The sequence below is a fragment of the Pseudomonas sp. AC172 genome (assembly GCF_979258595.1).
Window position 1 is genome coordinate 6,038,205 of the sequence record NZ_OZ409868.1, and the last position, 16,390, is coordinate 6,054,594.

Below are 16,390 nucleotides of genomic sequence, written 5' to 3' on the forward strand. Positions count from 1 at the left end.
GACTGCCAATCCTTTTACGCCGTTCGTTTTGAGGCTGTATGCCAACGTTTTCTGAGCGTCATGTAGTGTTCTGGGTCAGTTGCATCATCATTTTCGGCGGTTTGCTGCTGGTGCTGCCGCTGCGCTTGTTGCCCAGTCTGTTGGCCGGTTTGTTGGTCTATGAACTGGTCAACATGCTCACCCCGCAACTGCAACGGCTGATCGAAGGCCGTCGCGCACGCTGGCTGGCGGTGGCTTTGCTCGGCACGCTAGTGGTAAGTGTGTTGGCGCTGATCTTCGCCGGCGCTATCAGTTTTCTTCTGCACGAAGCGGAAAATCCCGGCGCTTCCCTCGACAAATTCATGGGCGTGGTTGATCGCGCACGCGGGCAATTGCCGCCGTTCATCGACGCCTATCTGCCGGCCAGTGCTGCCGAGTTTCGTGTGGCGATTGGCGAGTGGATGAGCAAACACCTGTCCGACCTGCAACTGGTCGGCAAGGACGCCGCGCACATGTTCGTGACGTTGCTGATTGGCATGGTGCTCGGCGCAATCATCGCCTTGCAGCGCATCCCCGACGTTACTAAACGCAAACCGCTGGCCGCCGCGCTGTTCGACCGTTTGCACCTGTTGGTGCAGGCGTTCCGCAACATCGTCTTTGCGCAGATCAAGATTTCCCTGCTCAATACCTTCTTCACCGGGATCTTCCTCGCGGTGATCCTGCCGATGTTCGGCATCAAACTGCCGCTGACCAAAACCCTGATCGTACTGACCTTCCTGCTCGGCCTGCTGCCGGTGATCGGCAATCTGATGTCGAACACCCTGATCACCATCGTCGGCCTGTCACTGTCGATCTGGGTGGCATTGGCGGCGCTGGGTTATCTGATCTTTATCCACAAGCTCGAGTACTTCCTCAACGCGCGGATTGTCGGCGGGCAGATCAGTGCCAAGTCGTGGGAGTTGCTGCTGGCGATGCTGGTGTTCGAGGCCGCGTTCGGCCTGCCGGGGGTGGTGGCGGGGCCGATTTATTATGCGTACCTGAAGAGTGAGTTGAAGCTGGGCGGGATGGTTTGATCCGATAACTGTATTGCCTTAGCTGACGCCATCGCTGGCAAGCCAGCTCCCACAGGATTGATACCGCTTTCGAAAGCGGCGCAGAACCTGTGGGAGCTGGCTTGCCAGCGATGGGCGCAACGCGGTCTTGGATCAGTTCATGGCGCCATAGCGTTTCATGGCTTCAATCGCCAAACCGCTACCAATGCTGCCGAAGATATTCCCTTCAACATGCCGTGCATTCGGCAGCATCGCCGAGACGCTGTTGCGCAGCGCCGGAATCCCGCTCGAACCACCGGTGAAGAACACGGTATCGACCTGATCCACTGCGACACCGGCATCGTTCAACAGCTGCGTAACACTGCCGCGCACGCGCTCCAGCAGCGCATCGATTGCCGATTCAAACAGCGCCCGGCTCAGTTCCACACTCAAACCGGCTTCGATTCGATCCAGCGGCACATGGCGGCTGTCGGTGTGGGTCAGCTGGATCTTGGTTTCTTCGACTTCCATCGCCAGCCAGTGCCCGGCGCGCTGTTCGATCAACTTGAACAAGCGATCGATGCCGCCGGTGTCTTCGATGTCGTAGCGCATGCTGCCCAGCGCCAGGCTGGATTTCTGCGAGTACACCGAGTTGATGGTGTGCCAGGTCGCGAGGTTCATGTGGTGGCTGGTCGGCATGTAGGCGCCGCTCTTCATGCGGCTGCCGTAACCGAACAGCGGCATCAAGCCTTGCAGGCTCAATTGCTTGTCGAAGTCGGTCCCGCCGATGTGCACACCGCCAGTGGCGAGGATGTCGTCGTGACGGTTGTCGTAACCACGACGCTCCGGCGACAGGCGCACCAGCGAGAAGTCGGACGTACCACCGCCGATGTCGACGATCAGTACCAGCTCTTCTTTCTCGATGGTCGACTCGTAGTCGAAGGCTGCCGCAATCGGTTCGTACTGGAACGAGACCTCTTTGAAGCCGATCTTCTTCGCCACATCGACCAGGGTGTCTTCAGCTTCCTGGTCCGCCAGCGGATCGTCATCGACAAAGAACACCGGGCGACCGAGCACCACTTGCTCGAATTCCCGACCAGCGGCGGTTTCCGCACGGCTCTTCAACTGGCCGATGAACAGACCGAGCAAGTCCTTGAACGGCATTGCGGTGCCGAGAACGCTGGTGTCGTGCTTGATCAGCTTGGAACCGAGCAGGCTTTTCAGCGAGCGCATCAGCCGGCCTTCATAGCCTTCCAGGTACTCGTGCAGCGCCAGACGACCGTAAACCGGGCGGCGTTCCTCGATGTTGAAGAAGACCACCGACGGCAGAGTGATCTTGTCGTCTTCCAGCGCGATCATCGTTTCCATGCCGGGGCGCAGCCAGCCGACGGTGGAGTTGGACGTGCCGAAGTCGATGCCGCAGGCACGGGCTGGAGAGGCGTCTTTCATGTCTTTCGGTTCCGGTCAAAAAAACGGCCGCGCAGTGTATGTCAGTGCGCGCCAGAATCGAAGGCCGGTCATCTGCTATTTCACGACTAAACTGGTTGAAAATCGCAGCTTCGCCCCAAACTTGCTGGCATGGGCCGGCAGAACCACCGGCGGTCGCAAGAACCGTCGTCCACTGCCGATAAACTTCTGCTGCGCCACCCGGTCACAACCTTGAGATCGGTCAACCTGGCACGCGCGAATCAGCGCATGCTGGCATCGGCGCGAAATCGATAACGGATGGTGATTCCTTCAATGGACTTCAAAGACTATTACAAGATACTCGGCGTGGAGCCGACAGCAGACGACAAGGCAATCAAGGCTGCCTATCGCAAGCTGGCGCGCAAATACCACCCCGATGTCAGCAAGGAAAAGGACGCCGAGGCCAAATTCAAAGACGCCTCGGAAGCCTATGAAGCGCTGAAAAGCGCCGACAAACGCGCCGAATACGACGAGCTGCGCCGCTATGGCCAGCACGGTCAGCCGTTCCAGGGGCCACCGGGCTGGCAGAGCCGTGGCGGCTTTGGTGGCGGCGGTGGCGACACCGGCGACTTTTCGGACTTCTTCAGTTCGATCTTCGGCAATCGCGGTCCCGGTTTCGGTGGCGGCGATGGTCGCCAACAACGCAGTGCAGGGCGCCGAGGGCAAGACGTGGAAATGGAACTGCCGATCTTCCTCGAGGAGACGCTGTCGAACGAATCGAAGAAGGTCACCTTCCAGGTGCCGCAATACAACGCCAACGGCCAGCACGTCAGCAACACCAGCAAAAGCCTGAACGTGAAGATTCCGGCGGGCGTGACCGACGGCGAGCGTATCCGCCTCAAAGGCCAGGGCGCACCGGGCGTTGGTGGCGGGGCGAATGGTGATCTGTACCTGACCATTCGTTTTGCGCCGCACCCGAAATTCGATGTCGAAGGCGAAAACCTGATCATCACCCTGCCACTGGCGCCGTGGGAACTGGCGCTGGGTGCCGAAGTGGCGGTGCCGACCCTGACTGGCAAGATCAACCTCAAGGTCCCGGCCGGCAGCCAGAACGGCCAGCGCATGCGCGCCAAAGGCCATGGCCTGAAAAACAAGGCCGGCGAGCGCGGTTACCTGTTTGTGCAACTTAAAGCGGTGATGCCGAAAGCGGCCGACGACGAGGTCAAGGCGCTGTGGCAGGAACTGGCAAAGAAAGCCGCGTTCAACCCGCGAGAGAACTTCTGAATCCGACGACGGAGTAGCCCATCATGAGCAGCCCCCTGATCGTTCAACTGGACCTGGCAGAATTCTGTGAGGCGGCCGATTTGTCGGACGTCTACGTGATCGAAATCGTCGAGCACGGCATCCTCGAACCTCAGGGCGCGCAGCCCCGGGAATGGCGGTTCACCGACTACGAATTGGCCCTGGCCAAGCGTGCGGCGAAGTTGCGCCGGGATCTGGAGCTGGAGTGGGAAGGGGTTGCGCTGGCGCTGGATCTGCTGGAAGAAGTGCGCGAGTTGCGTGCCGAAAACCGCATGTTGCGGCAGCGGTTAGGGCGGTTGGTGGTGGAGTAGTCGGTCAGAGGTTTTCCGGTTGGCTGATCGGGCCTCCGCGAGCAGGCTCGCTCCCACATTGGATTGCATTTCAACTGAAGGAATGCGGGAAAAATGTGGGAGCGAGCTTGCTCGCGAAGAACGATAACGCGGAGTTTCTGACTCAACACTGAAAAGGCCCCGAAGGGCCTTTTTTTGTGGTCAGAACAGAAAGTACCGCTGCGCCATCGGCAACGTTTCCGCCGGTTCACACCACAGCAGCACGCCATCAGCCTTGACCTGATACGTCTGCGGATCGACATCGATGTCCGGCAGATAGTCGTTGTGGATCAGGTCGGTTTTCTGCACGTCACGGCAACCTTTGACCACGGCGATTTTCTTCTTCAACCCCAACGCTTCCGGCAATCCGGCTTCCTGCGCCGCCTGGCTGATAAAGGTCAGGCTGGTAGCGTGCAGCGAGCCGCCGTAGCTGGCAAACATCGGGCGGTAATGCACCGGTTGCGGGGTCGGAATCGAGGCGTTGGCATCGCCCATCAGGCTGGCGGCAATCGCGCCGCCCTTGAGAATCAGCGTCGGTTTCACGCCAAAGAACGCCGGGCGCCATAGCACCAGATCCGCCCACTTGCCGACCTCGATCGAACCGACTTCATGGCTGATGCCATGGGTGATCGCCGGGTTGATGGTGTATTTGGCAATGTAGCGTTTGGCACGGAAGTTGTCGTTGCCTGCGCCGTCCAGGGGCAGCGGGCCGCGCTGCTTTTTCATTTTGTCGGCGGTCTGCCAGGTGCGCGTGATGACTTCACCGACACGGCCCATGGCCTGACTGTCGGAGCTGATCATCGAGAACGCGCCGAGGTCGTGGAGAATGTCTTCGGCGGCAATCGTTTCGCGGCGGATACGGCTTTCGGCAAACGCGACGTCTTCGGCAATGCTCGGATCGAGGTGGTGGCAGACCATCAGCATGTCGAGGTGTTCGTCGATGGTGTTGCGGGTGAACGGCCGGGTCGGGTTGGTCGAACTCGGCAGCACATTGGGGAAGCCGCAGGCCTTGATGATGTCCGGCGCGTGACCGCCGCCGGCACCTTCGGTGTGATAGGTGTGGATGGTGCGGCCCTTGAACGCGCCCAACGTGGTTTCGACGAAACCCGATTCGTTGAGGGTGTCGGTGTGGATCGCCACCTGCACGTCGTATTGGTCGGCGACGCTCAGGCAGTTGTCGATGCTCGCTGGCGTGGTGCCCCAGTCCTCGTGCAACTTGAGGCCGATGGCGCCGGCCTTGACCTGCTCGATCAGCGGCTCCGGCAGGCTGGCGTTGCCTTTGCCGGTGAGGCCGATGTTCATCGGGAACGCATCGGCGGCCTGAAGCATGCGCGCCAGGTGCCACGGACCGGAGGTGCACGTCGTGGCGTTGGTGCCGGTGGCCGGGCCGGTGCCGCCGCCGATCATCGTGGTGACGCCGCTCATCAGCGCCTCTTCGATCTGCTGCGGGCAGATGAAGTGGATGTGCGTGTCGATGCCGCCAGCGGTGAGGATCATGCCTTCGCCGGCGATCACTTCAGTGCCGGCGCCGATGGCGATGGTCACGTTGGGCTGCACGTCGGGGTTGCCGGCCTTGCCGATCGCGGCGATGCGCCCGTCCTTGAGGCCGACGTCGGCCTTGACGATGCCCCAGTGGTCGATGATCAGCGCGTTGGTGATCAGTGTGTCGACGACCTCGGCGGCCAGCAGCTGGCTTTGGCCCTGGCCGTCGCGGATGACTTTGCCGCCGCCGAATTTCACTTCTTCGCCGTAGGTGGTGAAGTCTTTTTCCACTTCGATCCACAGCTCGGTGTCGGCCAGGCGCACCTTGTCGCCGACGGTGGGGCCGAACATGTCGGCGTAGGCTTGACGGGAGATCTTCATTCGTTCGCCTTGAGATTCAATTGGTTTTGAGATCGCTCGCATTACTCGCTTTCGCGAGCAGGCTCGCTCCCACATTTGATCGCGTTCTCATGTGGGAGCGAGCCTGCTCGCGAAGGGGCCAGTGCGGACACCGCGTTAGTTACAGGTCGCCCATGATCCGTCCGGCAAACCCGAACACCCGCCGATGCCCGGCGTAATCGACCAGCTCGACTTCGCGGCTCTGCCCCGGCTCAAAGCGCACGGCGGTGCCGGCCGGAATATTCAGGCGCATGCCACGGCTTGCGGCGCGATCAAAGGTCAGCGCGTCGTTGGTTTCAAAAAAGTGATAGTGCGACCCCACCTGAATCGGCCGGTCGCCGCTGTTGGCGACTTTCAGGCTGAGGGTGCGGCGGCCGACGTTGAGTTCGATGTCACCGGGCTGGATCTGGTACTCGCCAGGAATCATCACTGGGCTCCTTGCAGAATCTTGTAATAGAGGGCGGTCGCCCGGTATGTGCCGTGTGGGTCGCAGGCGTAATCGGGGATCTGGCCCGCGCGGGTGTAACCCAACGCCTTGTAGAAATCCTCGGCGGGCGAGCCGGCCTCGGTGTCGAGGTAGAGCATGCCGCGCTTGTGTTTGGGCGCTTCGAGTTCCAGCGCACTCATCAGTTGCTGGCCGAGGCCGCGACGCCGCGCGTGTTCGCGCACCAGCAGTTTCTGCACTTCGGCGCGGTTGAGGCCGTTGGCCTTCTGGCACAGACCCAACTGAACACTGGCCAGCACCTGCTCGTCCTTGACCACCACCCAGAGCAGCACGCTGCCCTTGTTGACGCTGTCCTGCACCTCATCGAAATAAGCGCGCGCCTGCGCGGCATCGAGATCGGCCATGAAGCCGACGCTGGCGCCGTACCCCACCGCATCGAGCAGCAGATCGATCAGACCCTGACGGTAATGCGCAAAACTTTCAGCATTGACGCGGCGCAGCTGGGCGGCGTTCATCGGTGTCACTCCTTGATGGTGTCAGGCGGCTCCGCGCCAGGATTGAGGGTCAGTTGCATAAAGGTCAGATCGAGCCAGCGGCCGAACTTGGTGCCGACTTGCGGCATCTGCCCGGTGCTGATGAAACCGGCTCGCTCGTGCAAGCGAATCGAAGCGGCGTTGCCACTTTCGATGGCGGCGACCATCACGTGCTTGCCGCAGGTCTTCGCCCGTTCGATCAGTGCGGTCATCAGTTGCGGGCCGAGGCCGTTGCCACGCTGGTCGCTGCGCACATACACCGAGTGCTCGACGGTGTGGCGAAAGCCATCGAACGGCCGCCAGTCACCGAACGAAGCGTAGCCGAGCACGCTGTTGTCGGCGTCGACGATTACCAGAATCGGATAGGCCTGAGCCTGACGCGCGCTGAACCACGCCTGACGGTTGCCGAGGTCGACGGCTTGTTCATTCCAGATCGCCGTGGTGTTGAGCACGGCATCGTTGTAGATGTCGCGGATCGCCGGCAGATCGGCGTGGACGGCATCGCGAATGGTGTAAGTCATGGCGCGGCCTCAGACGATCGGTTGGTGAACGGTGACCAGTTTGGTGCCGTCGGGGAACGTCGCTTCGACCTGGATCTCCGGGATCATTTCCGCGATGCCTTCCATCACTTGTTCGCGGCTGAGCAGGGTGGTGCCGAAGTGCATCAGCTCAGCCACGGTCTGGCCGTCACGCGCGCCTTCGAGCAGGGCTGCGGAGATGTAGGCCATGGCTTCCGGGTAATTGAGTTTCACACCGCGTGCCAACCGCCGCTCGGCGACGAGGCCGGCGGTGAAGATCAGCAGCTTGTCTTTTTCGCGTGGGGTCAGGTCCATTGTGGGGTTCCGTCAGGGTAGATTTGTGAGGTTCTTGCGGGCGCGGGGTGCCAGTCGGAGCAGCCCCTCACCCTAGCCCTCTCCCGAGGGAGAGGGGACTGATCTCGGTTGTTTTCAATGGCCGGTTCAGTCAGCAGTGTTCTTTCAGGCAGTTGAATTCATTTCAGGCAACTCGGTCAGGCTCCCTCTCCCTCCGGGAGAGGGCGGGGGGTGAGGGTCGCTTTCAGGTGCTCCATATTCTGGGAGATACCGCCTCGCGACCGAGCAGCGCCGGTCTGAGCAAGCGCCATAAATCGATGAGCCAAGCGCGGGCTAGCAACGCTTCAGACGACAGACAACGGGCTACCAAAAAGCCGGGCAGTTGCGTCAAATCCCCGCGCACTTCGTGGCCGAGCGAGCGGCAACGTTCGAGCAACTCAGCGTCAATTTCACCGGTCACCAACAACGTCGCAAACACCGGATGGCCATCCAGCCCGATCGGCGAATCGAGCAAGCCATCACCGCCGACAATGCGCTGGCGTTCATGCCAGAGCAAACGGCCGTCGCGACGAATATCCAGGTGCGCCTGAAAGTGCCCACGGTCGAAACGCTCACCACTCGCCGGGCGACCCAGCGCCACCACATCCCAGTAGAACAGCCGCGCATCACCCTGCAGATCGATCGAAGTCGTGAGTTCGGCTTGGGCGGCGCTGTAGACGATGGTTTCCTGTGGCAGCCATTCCAGGGTCGCCCCGGCCGCCACCTGCAAGTCGAGTTTCTGGTAGGCCGGGCCACCAGCGCGATACCACTTGGCCGCGCCGGGGCTGGTGATCTGCGCCCAGGCGCCAGGTTCGACGCGGGCGCTGATGTCCAGCCGATCACCGCCGGCAATCCCGCCCGGCGGGTGGACGATGATGTGCTGGCAGACCTCGGGGCCTTCGGCGTACAGATGCTTTTGTACGCGCAGCGGGCCGAGGTGCCGGCGCATGACCGGGCGCGTGCAGTCGCCGAAACGGGCGTAAGCGAGTTCCAGCTCGGCATGCCAGCTCGGGGTAAACAAGACAGGTACAACAGTCGAATTCATGATTTGTAATTATCGTTAGGACGCTACAGATTAGTTCGTTGTACTAGATCGTTACCAGCCCGCGCACACCCTCGGCCTCCATATTTTCACCGCGACCCTGCTGGACGATCTCGCCCCGGGACATCACCAGATACTGATCGGCCAGTTCCGCCGCGAAATCGTAGAACTGCTCGACCAGCAAAATCGCCATGTCACCGCGCGCCGCAAGTTGCTTGATCACCGCGCCGATTTCCTTGATCACCGAGGGTTGGATGCCTTCGGTGGGCTCATCGAGGATCAGTAACCGTGGACGACTGGCCAATGCGCGACCAATTGCCAATTGCTGTTGCTGACCGCCGGAGAGGTCACCGCCGCGACGCTGCTTCATTTGTAGCAGCACCGGGAACAATTCGTAGATGAAACTTGGGACTTCTTTGGCTTCACTGCCGGGGAAGCGCGAAAGGCCCATCAACAGATTTTCTTCAACGGTCAGGCGTCCGAAGATCTCCCGGCCCTGTGGCACGTAGGCGATGCCGGCGTGAACGCGCTGGTGCGGCTTGAACGTGGTGATCGGTTTGCCCTCCCAATTCACCGCGCCTTCTTTGGCCGGCAGCAGGCCCATCAGGCACTTGAGCAGGGTGGTCTTGCCGACGCCGTTACGGCCGAGCAGGCAGGTGACTTCGCCGACCTTCACGTCGAACGAGAGACCGCGCAGGATGTGACTACCGCCGTAGTACTGGTGCAGCTTGTCGACTTGCAGCATGTTCAAATTCCTTCTGTTGCACACAGAACCCTGTGGGAGCTGGCTTGCCAGCGATAGCGGTGGATCAGTCGGCATTAATGCTGGATGTGCCGGCCTCATCGCTGGCAAGCCAGCTCCCACAGTTTTGATGAGTGTTTGCAGTTCAGCGGCCGAGGTAAACCTCGATCACGCGCTCGTTTTCCTGCACTTGCTCAAGCGAGCCTTCCGCCAAAACGCTGCCCTGATGCAGCACGGTTACATGATCAGCAATCGAGCCGACGAAGCCCATGTCATGCTCCACCACCATCAGCGAATGCTTGCCTGCCAGCGACTTGAACAGTTCGGCAGTGAACTCGGTTTCCGCATCGGTCATCCCCGCCACCGGCTCATCGAGCAGCAACAGTTGCGGGTCCTGCATCAGCAACATGCCGATCTCGAGAAACTGCTTCTGCCCGTGGGACAACAACCCGGCCTGACGATTGACCGAGGTGGTCAGGCGAATCGTCTCCAGCACTTCGCTGATCCGGTCTTTCTGTTCGCCACTCAATCGCGCATGCAAACTGGCCCACACTGACTTGTCGGTTTTCTGCGCCAATTCAAGGTTTTCAAACACGCTCAGCGCTTCGAACACCGTCGGTTTCTGGAACTTGCGACCGATGCCGGCCTGGGCGATTTGCACTTCGCTCATCTGCGTCAGATCCAGCGTTTCACCGAACCAGGCCTTGCCGTGACTCGGGCGAGTCTTGCCGGTGATCACGTCCATCAGCGTGGTTTTACCCGCGCCGTTAGGGCCGATGATGCAGCGCAATTCGCCGACGCCGATGTACAGGTTGAGATTGTTCAGTGCACGGAAGCCGTCGAAGCTGACGCTGATGTCTTCCAGGGTGAGGATCGTGCCGTGACGGGTGTCGAGGCCCGGGCCGACGCGCTGGCCGAGGCCGATCGAGTCGCGGCTGGTGCCGGCGTCCTTGTTCGGTTCCACGGGAAAAAAGGCCGGTTCCAACATGAATTCAGCGCTCGCCGTGACTCTCATTGTTCACCTCGTTTCTTCAGCAGACCGATCACGCCTTTGGGCAAGTACAGCGTCACGACGATGAACAGCGCGCCGAGGAAGAACAGCCAGTATTCCGGGAACGCCACGGTGAACCAGCTCTTCATGCCATTGACCACACCGGCACCGAGCAACGGACCGATCAAGGTACCGCGACCGCCGAGGGCCACCCACACCGCCGCTTCAATCGAGTTGGTCGGCGACATTTCGCTCGGGTTGATGATGCCGACTTGCGGCACATACAACGCTCCGGCCAGACCACACAACACCGCACTCAAGACCCACACGAACAGCTTGAAACCGCGCGGGTCGTAGCCGCAGAACATCAAGCGGTTTTCCGCATCGCGCAACGCGGTCAACACGCGGCCGAACTTGCTCTGCGCCAGGCGCCAGCCGATAAACAGGCTCGCCACCAGCAATAACACCGTGGCCAGAAACAGCACCGCGCGCGTCCCCGGTTCAGTGATACCGAAACCGAGGATCGTGCGGAAATTGGTGAAGCCGTTGTTGCCGCCAAACCCGGTCTCGTTGCGGAAAAACAGGAGCATGCCGGCGAAGGTCAGGGCTTGGGTCATGATCGAGAAATACACGCCTTTGATCCGCGAACGGAAGGCGAAGAACCCGAACACCAGCGCCAGCGACCCCGGCGCCAACACCACCAGACACATCGCCCAGACGAAGCTGCTGGTACCGGTCCAGTACCACGGCAATTCGCTCCATGACAGGAAGGTCATGAACGCCGGCAAGCCATCGCCGGCAGCCTGACGCATCAGGTACATGCCCATCGCATAACCGCCGAGGGCGAAGAACAATCCGTGGCCCAGCGACAGCAAACCGGCGTAACCCCAGACCAGATCCAGCGCCAGGGCGACGATGGCATAGCAGAGGATTTTGCCGACCAGGGTCAGCGTGTACGCCGAGACCGACAGTGCATTTTCCGCCGGCAACAGTGACAGCAGCGGTAGGGCGATCAGCAGGGCGAGGATCACCGCACCGACGGCGATCGTAACTTTCGGGCCGGCCTTTTGTGTGGCCGTGACTAACAGAGGCTGGTTCATCAGTCGATCACCCGTCCTTTCAGTGCGAAGAGGCCTTGCGGACGTTTCTGGATAAACAGAATGATCAGCGCGAGGATCAGGATCTTGCCGAGCACCGCACCGATCTGCGGTTCGAGAATCTTGTTGGCGATGCCGAGGCCGAATGCCGCGAGCACGCTACCGGCGAGTTGCCCGACGCCGCCGAGCACCACGACAAGGAACGAGTCGATGATGTAGCTCTGGCCAAGATCCGGGCCGACGTTGCCGATCTGGCTCAGCGCGACACCGCCGAGGCCGGCGATGCCCGAGCCGAGGCCGAAGGCGAGCATGTCCACGCGCCCGGTCGGCACGCCGCAGCAGGCGGCCATGTTGCGATTCTGGGTGACGGCGCGGACGTTGAGGCCCAAGCGCGTTTTATTCAGCAGCAACCAGGTCAGTACGACGACGAACAGTGCGAACGCGATGATGACGATGCGGTTGTACGGCAAGACCAGATTCGGCAGCACTTGAATGCCGCCGGACAGCCATGCCGGATTGGCGACTTCGACGTTCTGCGCGCCGAACAACAAACGTACAAGCTGAATCAGCATCAGACTGATGCCCCACGTCGCGAGCAGTGTTTCCAGCGGTCGGCCGTAGAGGTGACGAATCACCGTGCGCTCCAGCGCCATGCCGATCGCCGCCGTGACGAAGAACGCCACCGGCAGCGCGATCAACGGGTAGAACTCAATCGCTTGCGGTGCGTAGCGCTGGAACATCAACTGCACCACATACGTCGAGTAGGCACCGAGCATCAGCATCTCGCCGTGGGCCATGTTGATCACGCCGAGCAGGCCGAACGTGATGGCCAGACCGAGCGCTGCCAACAGCAGAATCGAACCGAGGGACATGCCGCTGAAGGCCTGGCCGAGGATCTCGCCGATCAGCAGTTTGCGTTTGACCTGGGCGAGGCTGGTTTCGGCCGCCGTGCGTACGCCGGCATCGTTCTCGACGCCGGGTTCGAGCAAGCCTTCGAGGCGGGTACGGGCGAGTGGATCGCCGGTTTCGCCGAGCAGGCGTACTGCGGCAAGACGCACCGTCGGGTCAGTGTCGACCAGTTGCAGATTGGCCAGCGCCAGGCTCAGCGCGGCGTGGACGCTTTCGTCTTTTTCGCCAGCCAGTTGCTGGTCGAGGAATTTCAGCTGCGCGGGTTTCGCGCTTTTCTGCAATTGCTGCGCGGCAGTCAGACGGATTTTGGCGTCGGCGGCGAGCAATTGGTGGCTGGCCATGGCGGTGTCGATCAGACCCCGCAGGCGATTGTTCAGGCGCAGGGTTTTCGGTTGGCCGTCGATGGTCAGCTCGCCTTGTTGCAGGGCGTTGAGCAATTCGATACGGGCCGGGTCGGGCTGCGCAGCCCAGGTTTCGAGGAGTTTGGCCTGTTGCACGGGATTGGCCGCGACGAAGTCTTCGGCGTCGCCGGCGTGGGCCAGCATTGGCAGCAAGAGTGCGATGGCTATGAGCAAGCGGTGTATGGCAGTGGGCATTAGTGGTGTCCTGTTCAACCGCCCCCTCACCCTAACCCTCTCCCGGAGGGAGAGGGGACTGACCGAGGTGTCTGGACGATGTGCTGCGACCTGCGAATTCGAGCCGAACTCAGGCTTTGAAAAGCATGAAGATCAGCTCCCTTTCCCCCCTCTCCCTCTTGAAATTGAGGGGACTGACCGAGGTGTTTGGGCGATGTGCTGCGACCAACGAATTCGAGCCGAACTCAGGCTTTGAAGAGCATGAAGATCTGCTCCCTTTCCCCCTCTCCCTGAGGGAGAGGGAGAGGGCTGGGGTGAGGGGGAAATCTCAAGCCCGCCTCAATGACTGAATCCGCCTCAGTTGCTCTTCACCGCATAATCCGGCTTCTTGTCGTTGCCCTGAATGAACGGGCTCCACGGTTGCGCGCGGATTGGCCCCTCGGTCTGCCACACCACGTTGAACTGACCATCGGCCTGAATCTCGCCGATCATCACAGGTTTGTGCAGGTGGTGGTTGGTCTTGTCCATGGTCAACGTGTAACCCGACGGCGCCGCAAACGTCTGCCCGGCCAGCGCTTCACGCACTTTGTCGACATCGGTGGATTTGGCTTTCTCAACCGCCTGCGCCCACATGTGGATACCGACGTAAGTGGCCTCCATCGGGTCGTTGGTCACGGCTTTGTCCGCGCCCGGCAGGTTGTGTTTCTTCGCGTAGGCTTTCCAGTCGGCGACGAATTTCTTGTTCTGCGGGTTCTCTACCGACTCGAAGTAGTTCCACGCCGCGAGGTTGCCCACCAGCGGTTTGGTGTCGATGCCGCGCAGTTCTTCTTCGCCGACCGAGAACGCTACTACCGGCACGTCGGTCGCCTTCAGACCCTGGTTGGCCAGCTCTTTGTAGAACGGCACGTTGGAGTCGCCGTTGACCGTCGAGATGACCGCAGTCTTGCCGCCGGCCGAGAATTTTTTGATGTTGGCGACGATGGTTTGATAGTCGCTATGACCGAACGGCGTGTAGACCTCTTCGATGTCCTTGTCGGCCACGCCTTTGGAATGGAGGAACGAACGCAGAATCTTGTTGGTGGTGCGCGGGTAGACGTAGTCGGTGCCGAGCAGGAAGTAGCGCTTGGCGTTGCCGCCTTCTTCACTCATCAAATATTCAACGGCGGGGATCGCTTGCTGATTAGGCGCGGCGCCGGTGTAGAAGACGTTCGGCGACATCTCTTCGCCTTCGTATTGCACCGGGTAGAACAGCAGGCCATTTAGCTCTTCGAACACCGGCAACACCGATTTACGCGACACCGAAGTCCAGCAGCCGAACACCACGGCGACCTTGTCCTGAGTCAGCAACTGCCGGCCTTTTTCGGCGAACAGCGGCCAGTTCGACGCTGGATCCACCACCACCGGCTCAAGCATCTTGCCGTTCACACCACCCTTGGCGTTGATCTCGTCGATGGTCATCAGCGCCATGTCTTTGAGCGACGTTTCGGAGATCGCCATGGTGCCGGACAACGAATGCAGAATCCCGACCTTGATGGTCTCGGCGGCCTGGACAGTCCAGGTCATGCCCATCGCGGCAATGGATGCCGTGAGTGTGAAAGCCTTGATCAAACTGCGACGCTTCATTGTGCGATCTCCATGAACGTTTGAAGTTTTTTTGGTTGGCAGATGCGGACGACTGAAGGGTGTTTTGCAAGGGCTGTGCCCGGTCGGGTTTTGGCAAGAAAATGTCGTGTTAGAGCGGTTGGTTGCGTAGCGCATGCACCACGAAGGAACGCCTATGGCGCATTGGTGCAGGCCGCCGCGCCAGATTGGGGCGCAAAAAAATCCCGTGTGGGGCGGCCCACACGGGATTGGTTTTGAAGAAGAGCGGGGCGGTATCAGGTCGAGGCCGATTCGGTTTGTCCACCCAGTCGCGCCAGCAGCAATCGATCCAGCAACCACACCACCACCAGCGAAGCGCCTACCAGCGGAAACACCACCGCCAGCGCCAGCATGATCACCACGCCGGTTTTCCATTTCGGCAGGTCATGGCGCAGCGGCGGCACGCCGACTTTGCCCTGTGGCCGGCGCTTCCACCAGATCACCACGCCGCTGACGGCGCTGAGCAGAATCATCAGGCAGATCAGCAGTACGACGATCTGGTTGAAGGTGCCGAACATCTTGCCCTCGTGGAGCATCACGCCGATCTCAGTGGCGCGGGCGACCGTGCCGTACTGCTCGAAACGCACATCGGCGAGGACTTTGCCGGTGTACTGATCGACATGCAGAGTGGCATCGTTGCGCGGGTCATCGGCGAACACGGCGATGGTGAACACGCCGGTAGCGGTGGTCGGCAGGGTGATGCTGTAACCGGGTTCGACCTTGCGCTGGGTGGCGATGTTCTGCACGTCTTGCAGGCTGATGGCGGGCGCTGCGGGGCCAGCGTTGGTGGCGCCGTGGTTCATGTGTTCGGCGTGGTCGCCGGACATCGGCATCGGCGTGTTTTCCATCGCCCACGGCACGGTCTGGCGCGTGGCGGTGTTGAGGCTGCGCGCCTCGACGTCGGAGGTCGGCACGTTGTCCCACATCGCCGCCGGGAACACGTTCCACACCTGGGCGTATTGCTTGCCCCAGAACCCGGTCCAGGTCATGCCGCTGAGCAACATCACCAGCAACAGGGTCGCGCCCCAGAACCCGGTGACCGCGTGCAGATCACGCCACAACACGCGACCGCGACTGTTCAGGCGCGGCCACAAAATGCCCGCAGCCTGACCGCGCGGCCACCACAGGAACAGGCCGGACACCACCAGCACCACGCCCCAACCGGCGGCCATTTCGATGAGCCGATCACCAACGGTGCCGATCATCAATTCGCCATGAATTGCCCGGGCGATGGCTTGCAGATTTTGCTTGGCATCCTGTTCGCCAAGGATGTCGCCGTGGTACGGATCGATGAATACGTTGAGTTCGTGACCTGCGTTCTTGACGACAAACTGCGCGCTGCGTTCGGCGTTGACCGGCGGCAGGTATTGGGTGACCTGGCCTTGTGGATAGGCGCTTTTTACTCGTTGCAGCAGGTCATCGGCCGAGACGGTGTGATGGCCGGCGGGGACGTTGAGCAGGCTGCTGTACATCAGCGAATCGAGCTGCGGTTTGAACAGATAAATGATGCCGGTCAGGGCCAGCATCACCATGAACGGGGCGACGAACAGGCCGGCGTAAAAATGCCAACGCCAGGCCAGGTTGTAGAAATTCGGTTTGGGCTGTTTCATCACGTGTGCTCCGCTTGGCTTGGAT

At 60.9% G+C, this 16,390-nt stretch carries 16 protein-coding genes; 3 read left to right on the forward strand and 13 right to left on the reverse strand.

Annotation, left to right across the window (positions count from 1 at the left end):
• Positions 1 to 38: 38 nt before the first annotated feature.
• Positions 39 to 1,052: an AI-2E family transporter gene (locus ACZ0A4_RS27175; RefSeq protein WP_016984798.1), complete on the forward strand. Its 1,014-nt coding sequence runs from the start codon at positions 39 to 41 to the stop codon at positions 1,050 to 1,052.
• Positions 1,053 to 1,184: 132 nt separating this feature from the next.
• On the opposite strand, the gene ACZ0A4_RS27180 is transcribed toward ACZ0A4_RS27175, so the two are convergent.
• Complete coding sequence (locus ACZ0A4_RS27180; protein WP_158830431.1) at positions 1,185 to 2,459, reverse strand: Hsp70 family protein; 1,275 nt, start codon at positions 2,457 to 2,459, stop codon at positions 1,185 to 1,187.
• Positions 2,460 to 2,750: 291 nt separating this feature from the next.
• On the opposite strand from ACZ0A4_RS27180, the gene ACZ0A4_RS27185 reads away from it, so the two are divergent.
• Together ACZ0A4_RS27185 and ACZ0A4_RS27190 are read left to right on the forward strand one after the other, a co-directional pair.
• Positions 2,751 to 3,701 (forward strand): DnaJ C-terminal domain-containing protein, encoded by a 951-nt coding sequence (locus ACZ0A4_RS27185; RefSeq protein WP_236431967.1) that lies wholly within the window; start codon positions 2,751 to 2,753, stop codon positions 3,699 to 3,701.
• A 23-nt stretch (positions 3,702 to 3,724) separates the two neighbouring features.
• A complete protein-coding gene (locus ACZ0A4_RS27190) occupies positions 3,725 to 4,030 on the forward strand; it encodes a chaperone modulator CbpM (RefSeq protein WP_016984795.1) in 306 nt (101 codons plus the stop codon).
• A 180-nt stretch (positions 4,031 to 4,210) separates the two neighbouring features.
• Here the strand turns inward: ACZ0A4_RS27190 and ureC are convergent, their stop codons facing one another.
• The 12 genes from ureC to ACZ0A4_RS27250 form a co-directional block, all read right to left on the reverse strand.
• On the reverse strand, positions 4,211 to 5,911 hold the full coding sequence (ureC, locus tag ACZ0A4_RS27195) for an urease subunit alpha (RefSeq protein ID WP_463577016.1): 1,701 nt from the start codon (positions 5,909 to 5,911) through the stop codon (positions 4,211 to 4,213).
• A gap of 139 nt (positions 5,912 to 6,050) precedes the next feature.
• A complete protein-coding gene (locus ACZ0A4_RS27200) occupies positions 6,051 to 6,356 on the reverse strand; it encodes an urease subunit beta (protein WP_127925651.1) in 306 nt (101 codons plus the stop codon).
• Positions 6,356 to 6,889 (reverse strand): GNAT family N-acetyltransferase, encoded by a 534-nt coding sequence (locus ACZ0A4_RS27205; RefSeq protein ID WP_463577018.1) that lies wholly within the window; start codon positions 6,887 to 6,889, stop codon positions 6,356 to 6,358. The genes ACZ0A4_RS27200 and ACZ0A4_RS27205 overlap by 1 nt, the downstream gene beginning before the upstream one ends.
• 5 nt (positions 6,890 to 6,894) lie before the next feature.
• Entirely contained in the window at positions 6,895 to 7,428 is a 534-nt protein-coding gene (locus tag ACZ0A4_RS27210) for a GNAT family N-acetyltransferase (RefSeq protein ID WP_463577020.1), read from the reverse strand.
• Between the two features lie 9 nt (positions 7,429 to 7,437).
• On the reverse strand, positions 7,438 to 7,740 hold the full coding sequence (ureA, locus tag ACZ0A4_RS27215; RefSeq protein ID WP_016984788.1) for an urease subunit gamma: 303 nt from the start codon (positions 7,738 to 7,740) through the stop codon (positions 7,438 to 7,440).
• A gap of 223 nt (positions 7,741 to 7,963) precedes the next feature.
• The gene (locus tag ACZ0A4_RS27220; RefSeq protein WP_463577022.1) at positions 7,964 to 8,803 is read right to left on the reverse strand and encodes an urease accessory protein UreD; all 840 of its coding nucleotides are present in this window, start codon (positions 8,801 to 8,803) and stop codon (positions 7,964 to 7,966) included.
• Between the two features lie 43 nt (positions 8,804 to 8,846).
• A complete protein-coding gene (urtE, locus tag ACZ0A4_RS27225) occupies positions 8,847 to 9,545 on the reverse strand; it encodes an urea ABC transporter ATP-binding subunit UrtE (protein ID WP_077570731.1) in 699 nt (232 codons plus the stop codon).
• 142 nt (positions 9,546 to 9,687) lie between these two features.
• Positions 9,688 to 10,557 carry an urea ABC transporter ATP-binding protein UrtD gene (urtD, locus tag ACZ0A4_RS27230; RefSeq protein WP_463577024.1) on the reverse strand — a complete coding sequence of 290 codons (870 nt, stop codon included), beginning with the start codon at positions 10,555 to 10,557 and terminating at the stop codon, positions 9,688 to 9,690.
• Positions 10,554 to 11,633 carry an urea ABC transporter permease subunit UrtC gene (urtC, locus tag ACZ0A4_RS27235; RefSeq protein ID WP_463577026.1) on the reverse strand — a complete coding sequence of 360 codons (1,080 nt, stop codon included), beginning with the start codon at positions 11,631 to 11,633 and terminating at the stop codon, positions 10,554 to 10,556. The genes urtD and urtC overlap by 4 nt, the downstream gene beginning before the upstream one ends.
• Positions 11,633 to 13,135 (reverse strand): urea ABC transporter permease subunit UrtB, encoded by a 1,503-nt coding sequence (gene urtB, locus ACZ0A4_RS27240; protein WP_463577028.1) that lies wholly within the window; start codon positions 13,133 to 13,135, stop codon positions 11,633 to 11,635. The genes urtC and urtB overlap by 1 nt, the downstream gene beginning before the upstream one ends.
• A gap of 336 nt (positions 13,136 to 13,471) precedes the next feature.
• Entirely contained in the window at positions 13,472 to 14,737 is a 1,266-nt protein-coding gene (gene urtA, locus ACZ0A4_RS27245) for an urea ABC transporter substrate-binding protein (RefSeq protein ID WP_463577030.1), read from the reverse strand.
• 254 nt (positions 14,738 to 14,991) lie between these two features.
• Positions 14,992 to 16,365 carry a PepSY-associated TM helix domain-containing protein gene (locus ACZ0A4_RS27250; protein WP_463577032.1) on the reverse strand — a complete coding sequence of 458 codons (1,374 nt, stop codon included), beginning with the start codon at positions 16,363 to 16,365 and terminating at the stop codon, positions 14,992 to 14,994.
• Positions 16,366 to 16,390 lie beyond the last annotated feature (25 nt).

Coding starts and splice junctions, on each gene's coding strand:
- urtB (WP_463577028.1), bottom strand. CDS start 13,135: ATGCCCACTGCCATACACCGCTTGCTCATAGCCATCGCACTCTTGCTG.
- ACZ0A4_RS27220 (WP_463577022.1), bottom strand. CDS start 8,803: ATGAATTCGACTGTTGTACCTGTCTTGTTTACCCCGAGCTGGCATGCC.
- ACZ0A4_RS27185 (WP_236431967.1), top strand. CDS start 2,751: ATGGACTTCAAAGACTATTACAAGATACTCGGCGTGGAGCCGACAGCA.
- urtE (WP_077570731.1), bottom strand. CDS start 9,545: ATGCTGCAAGTCGACAAGCTGCACCAGTACTACGGCGGTAGTCACATC.
- ureA (WP_016984788.1), bottom strand. CDS start 7,740: ATGGACCTGACCCCACGCGAAAAAGACAAGCTGCTGATCTTCACCGCC.
- ACZ0A4_RS27180 (WP_158830431.1), bottom strand. CDS start 2,459: ATGAAAGACGCCTCTCCAGCCCGTGCCTGCGGCATCGACTTCGGCACG.
- urtD (WP_463577024.1), bottom strand. CDS start 10,557: ATGAGAGTCACGGCGAGCGCTGAATTCATGTTGGAACCGGCCTTTTTT.
- urtC (WP_463577026.1), bottom strand. CDS start 11,633: ATGAACCAGCCTCTGTTAGTCACGGCCACACAAAAGGCCGGCCCGAAA.
- ACZ0A4_RS27210 (WP_463577020.1), bottom strand. CDS start 7,428: ATGACTTACACCATTCGCGATGCCGTCCACGCCGATCTGCCGGCGATC.
- ACZ0A4_RS27175 (WP_016984798.1), top strand. CDS start 39: ATGCCAACGTTTTCTGAGCGTCATGTAGTGTTCTGGGTCAGTTGCATC.
- ACZ0A4_RS27200 (WP_127925651.1), bottom strand. CDS start 6,356: ATGATTCCTGGCGAGTACCAGATCCAGCCCGGTGACATCGAACTCAAC.
- ureC (WP_463577016.1), bottom strand. CDS start 5,911: ATGAAGATCTCCCGTCAAGCCTACGCCGACATGTTCGGCCCCACCGTC.
- ACZ0A4_RS27250 (WP_463577032.1), bottom strand. CDS start 16,365: ATGAAACAGCCCAAACCGAATTTCTACAACCTGGCCTGGCGTTGGCAT.
- ACZ0A4_RS27205 (WP_463577018.1), bottom strand. CDS start 6,889: ATGAACGCCGCCCAGCTGCGCCGCGTCAATGCTGAAAGTTTTGCGCAT.
- urtA (WP_463577030.1), bottom strand. CDS start 14,737: ATGAAGCGTCGCAGTTTGATCAAGGCTTTCACACTCACGGCATCCATT.
- ACZ0A4_RS27190 (WP_016984795.1), top strand. CDS start 3,725: ATGAGCAGCCCCCTGATCGTTCAACTGGACCTGGCAGAATTCTGTGAG.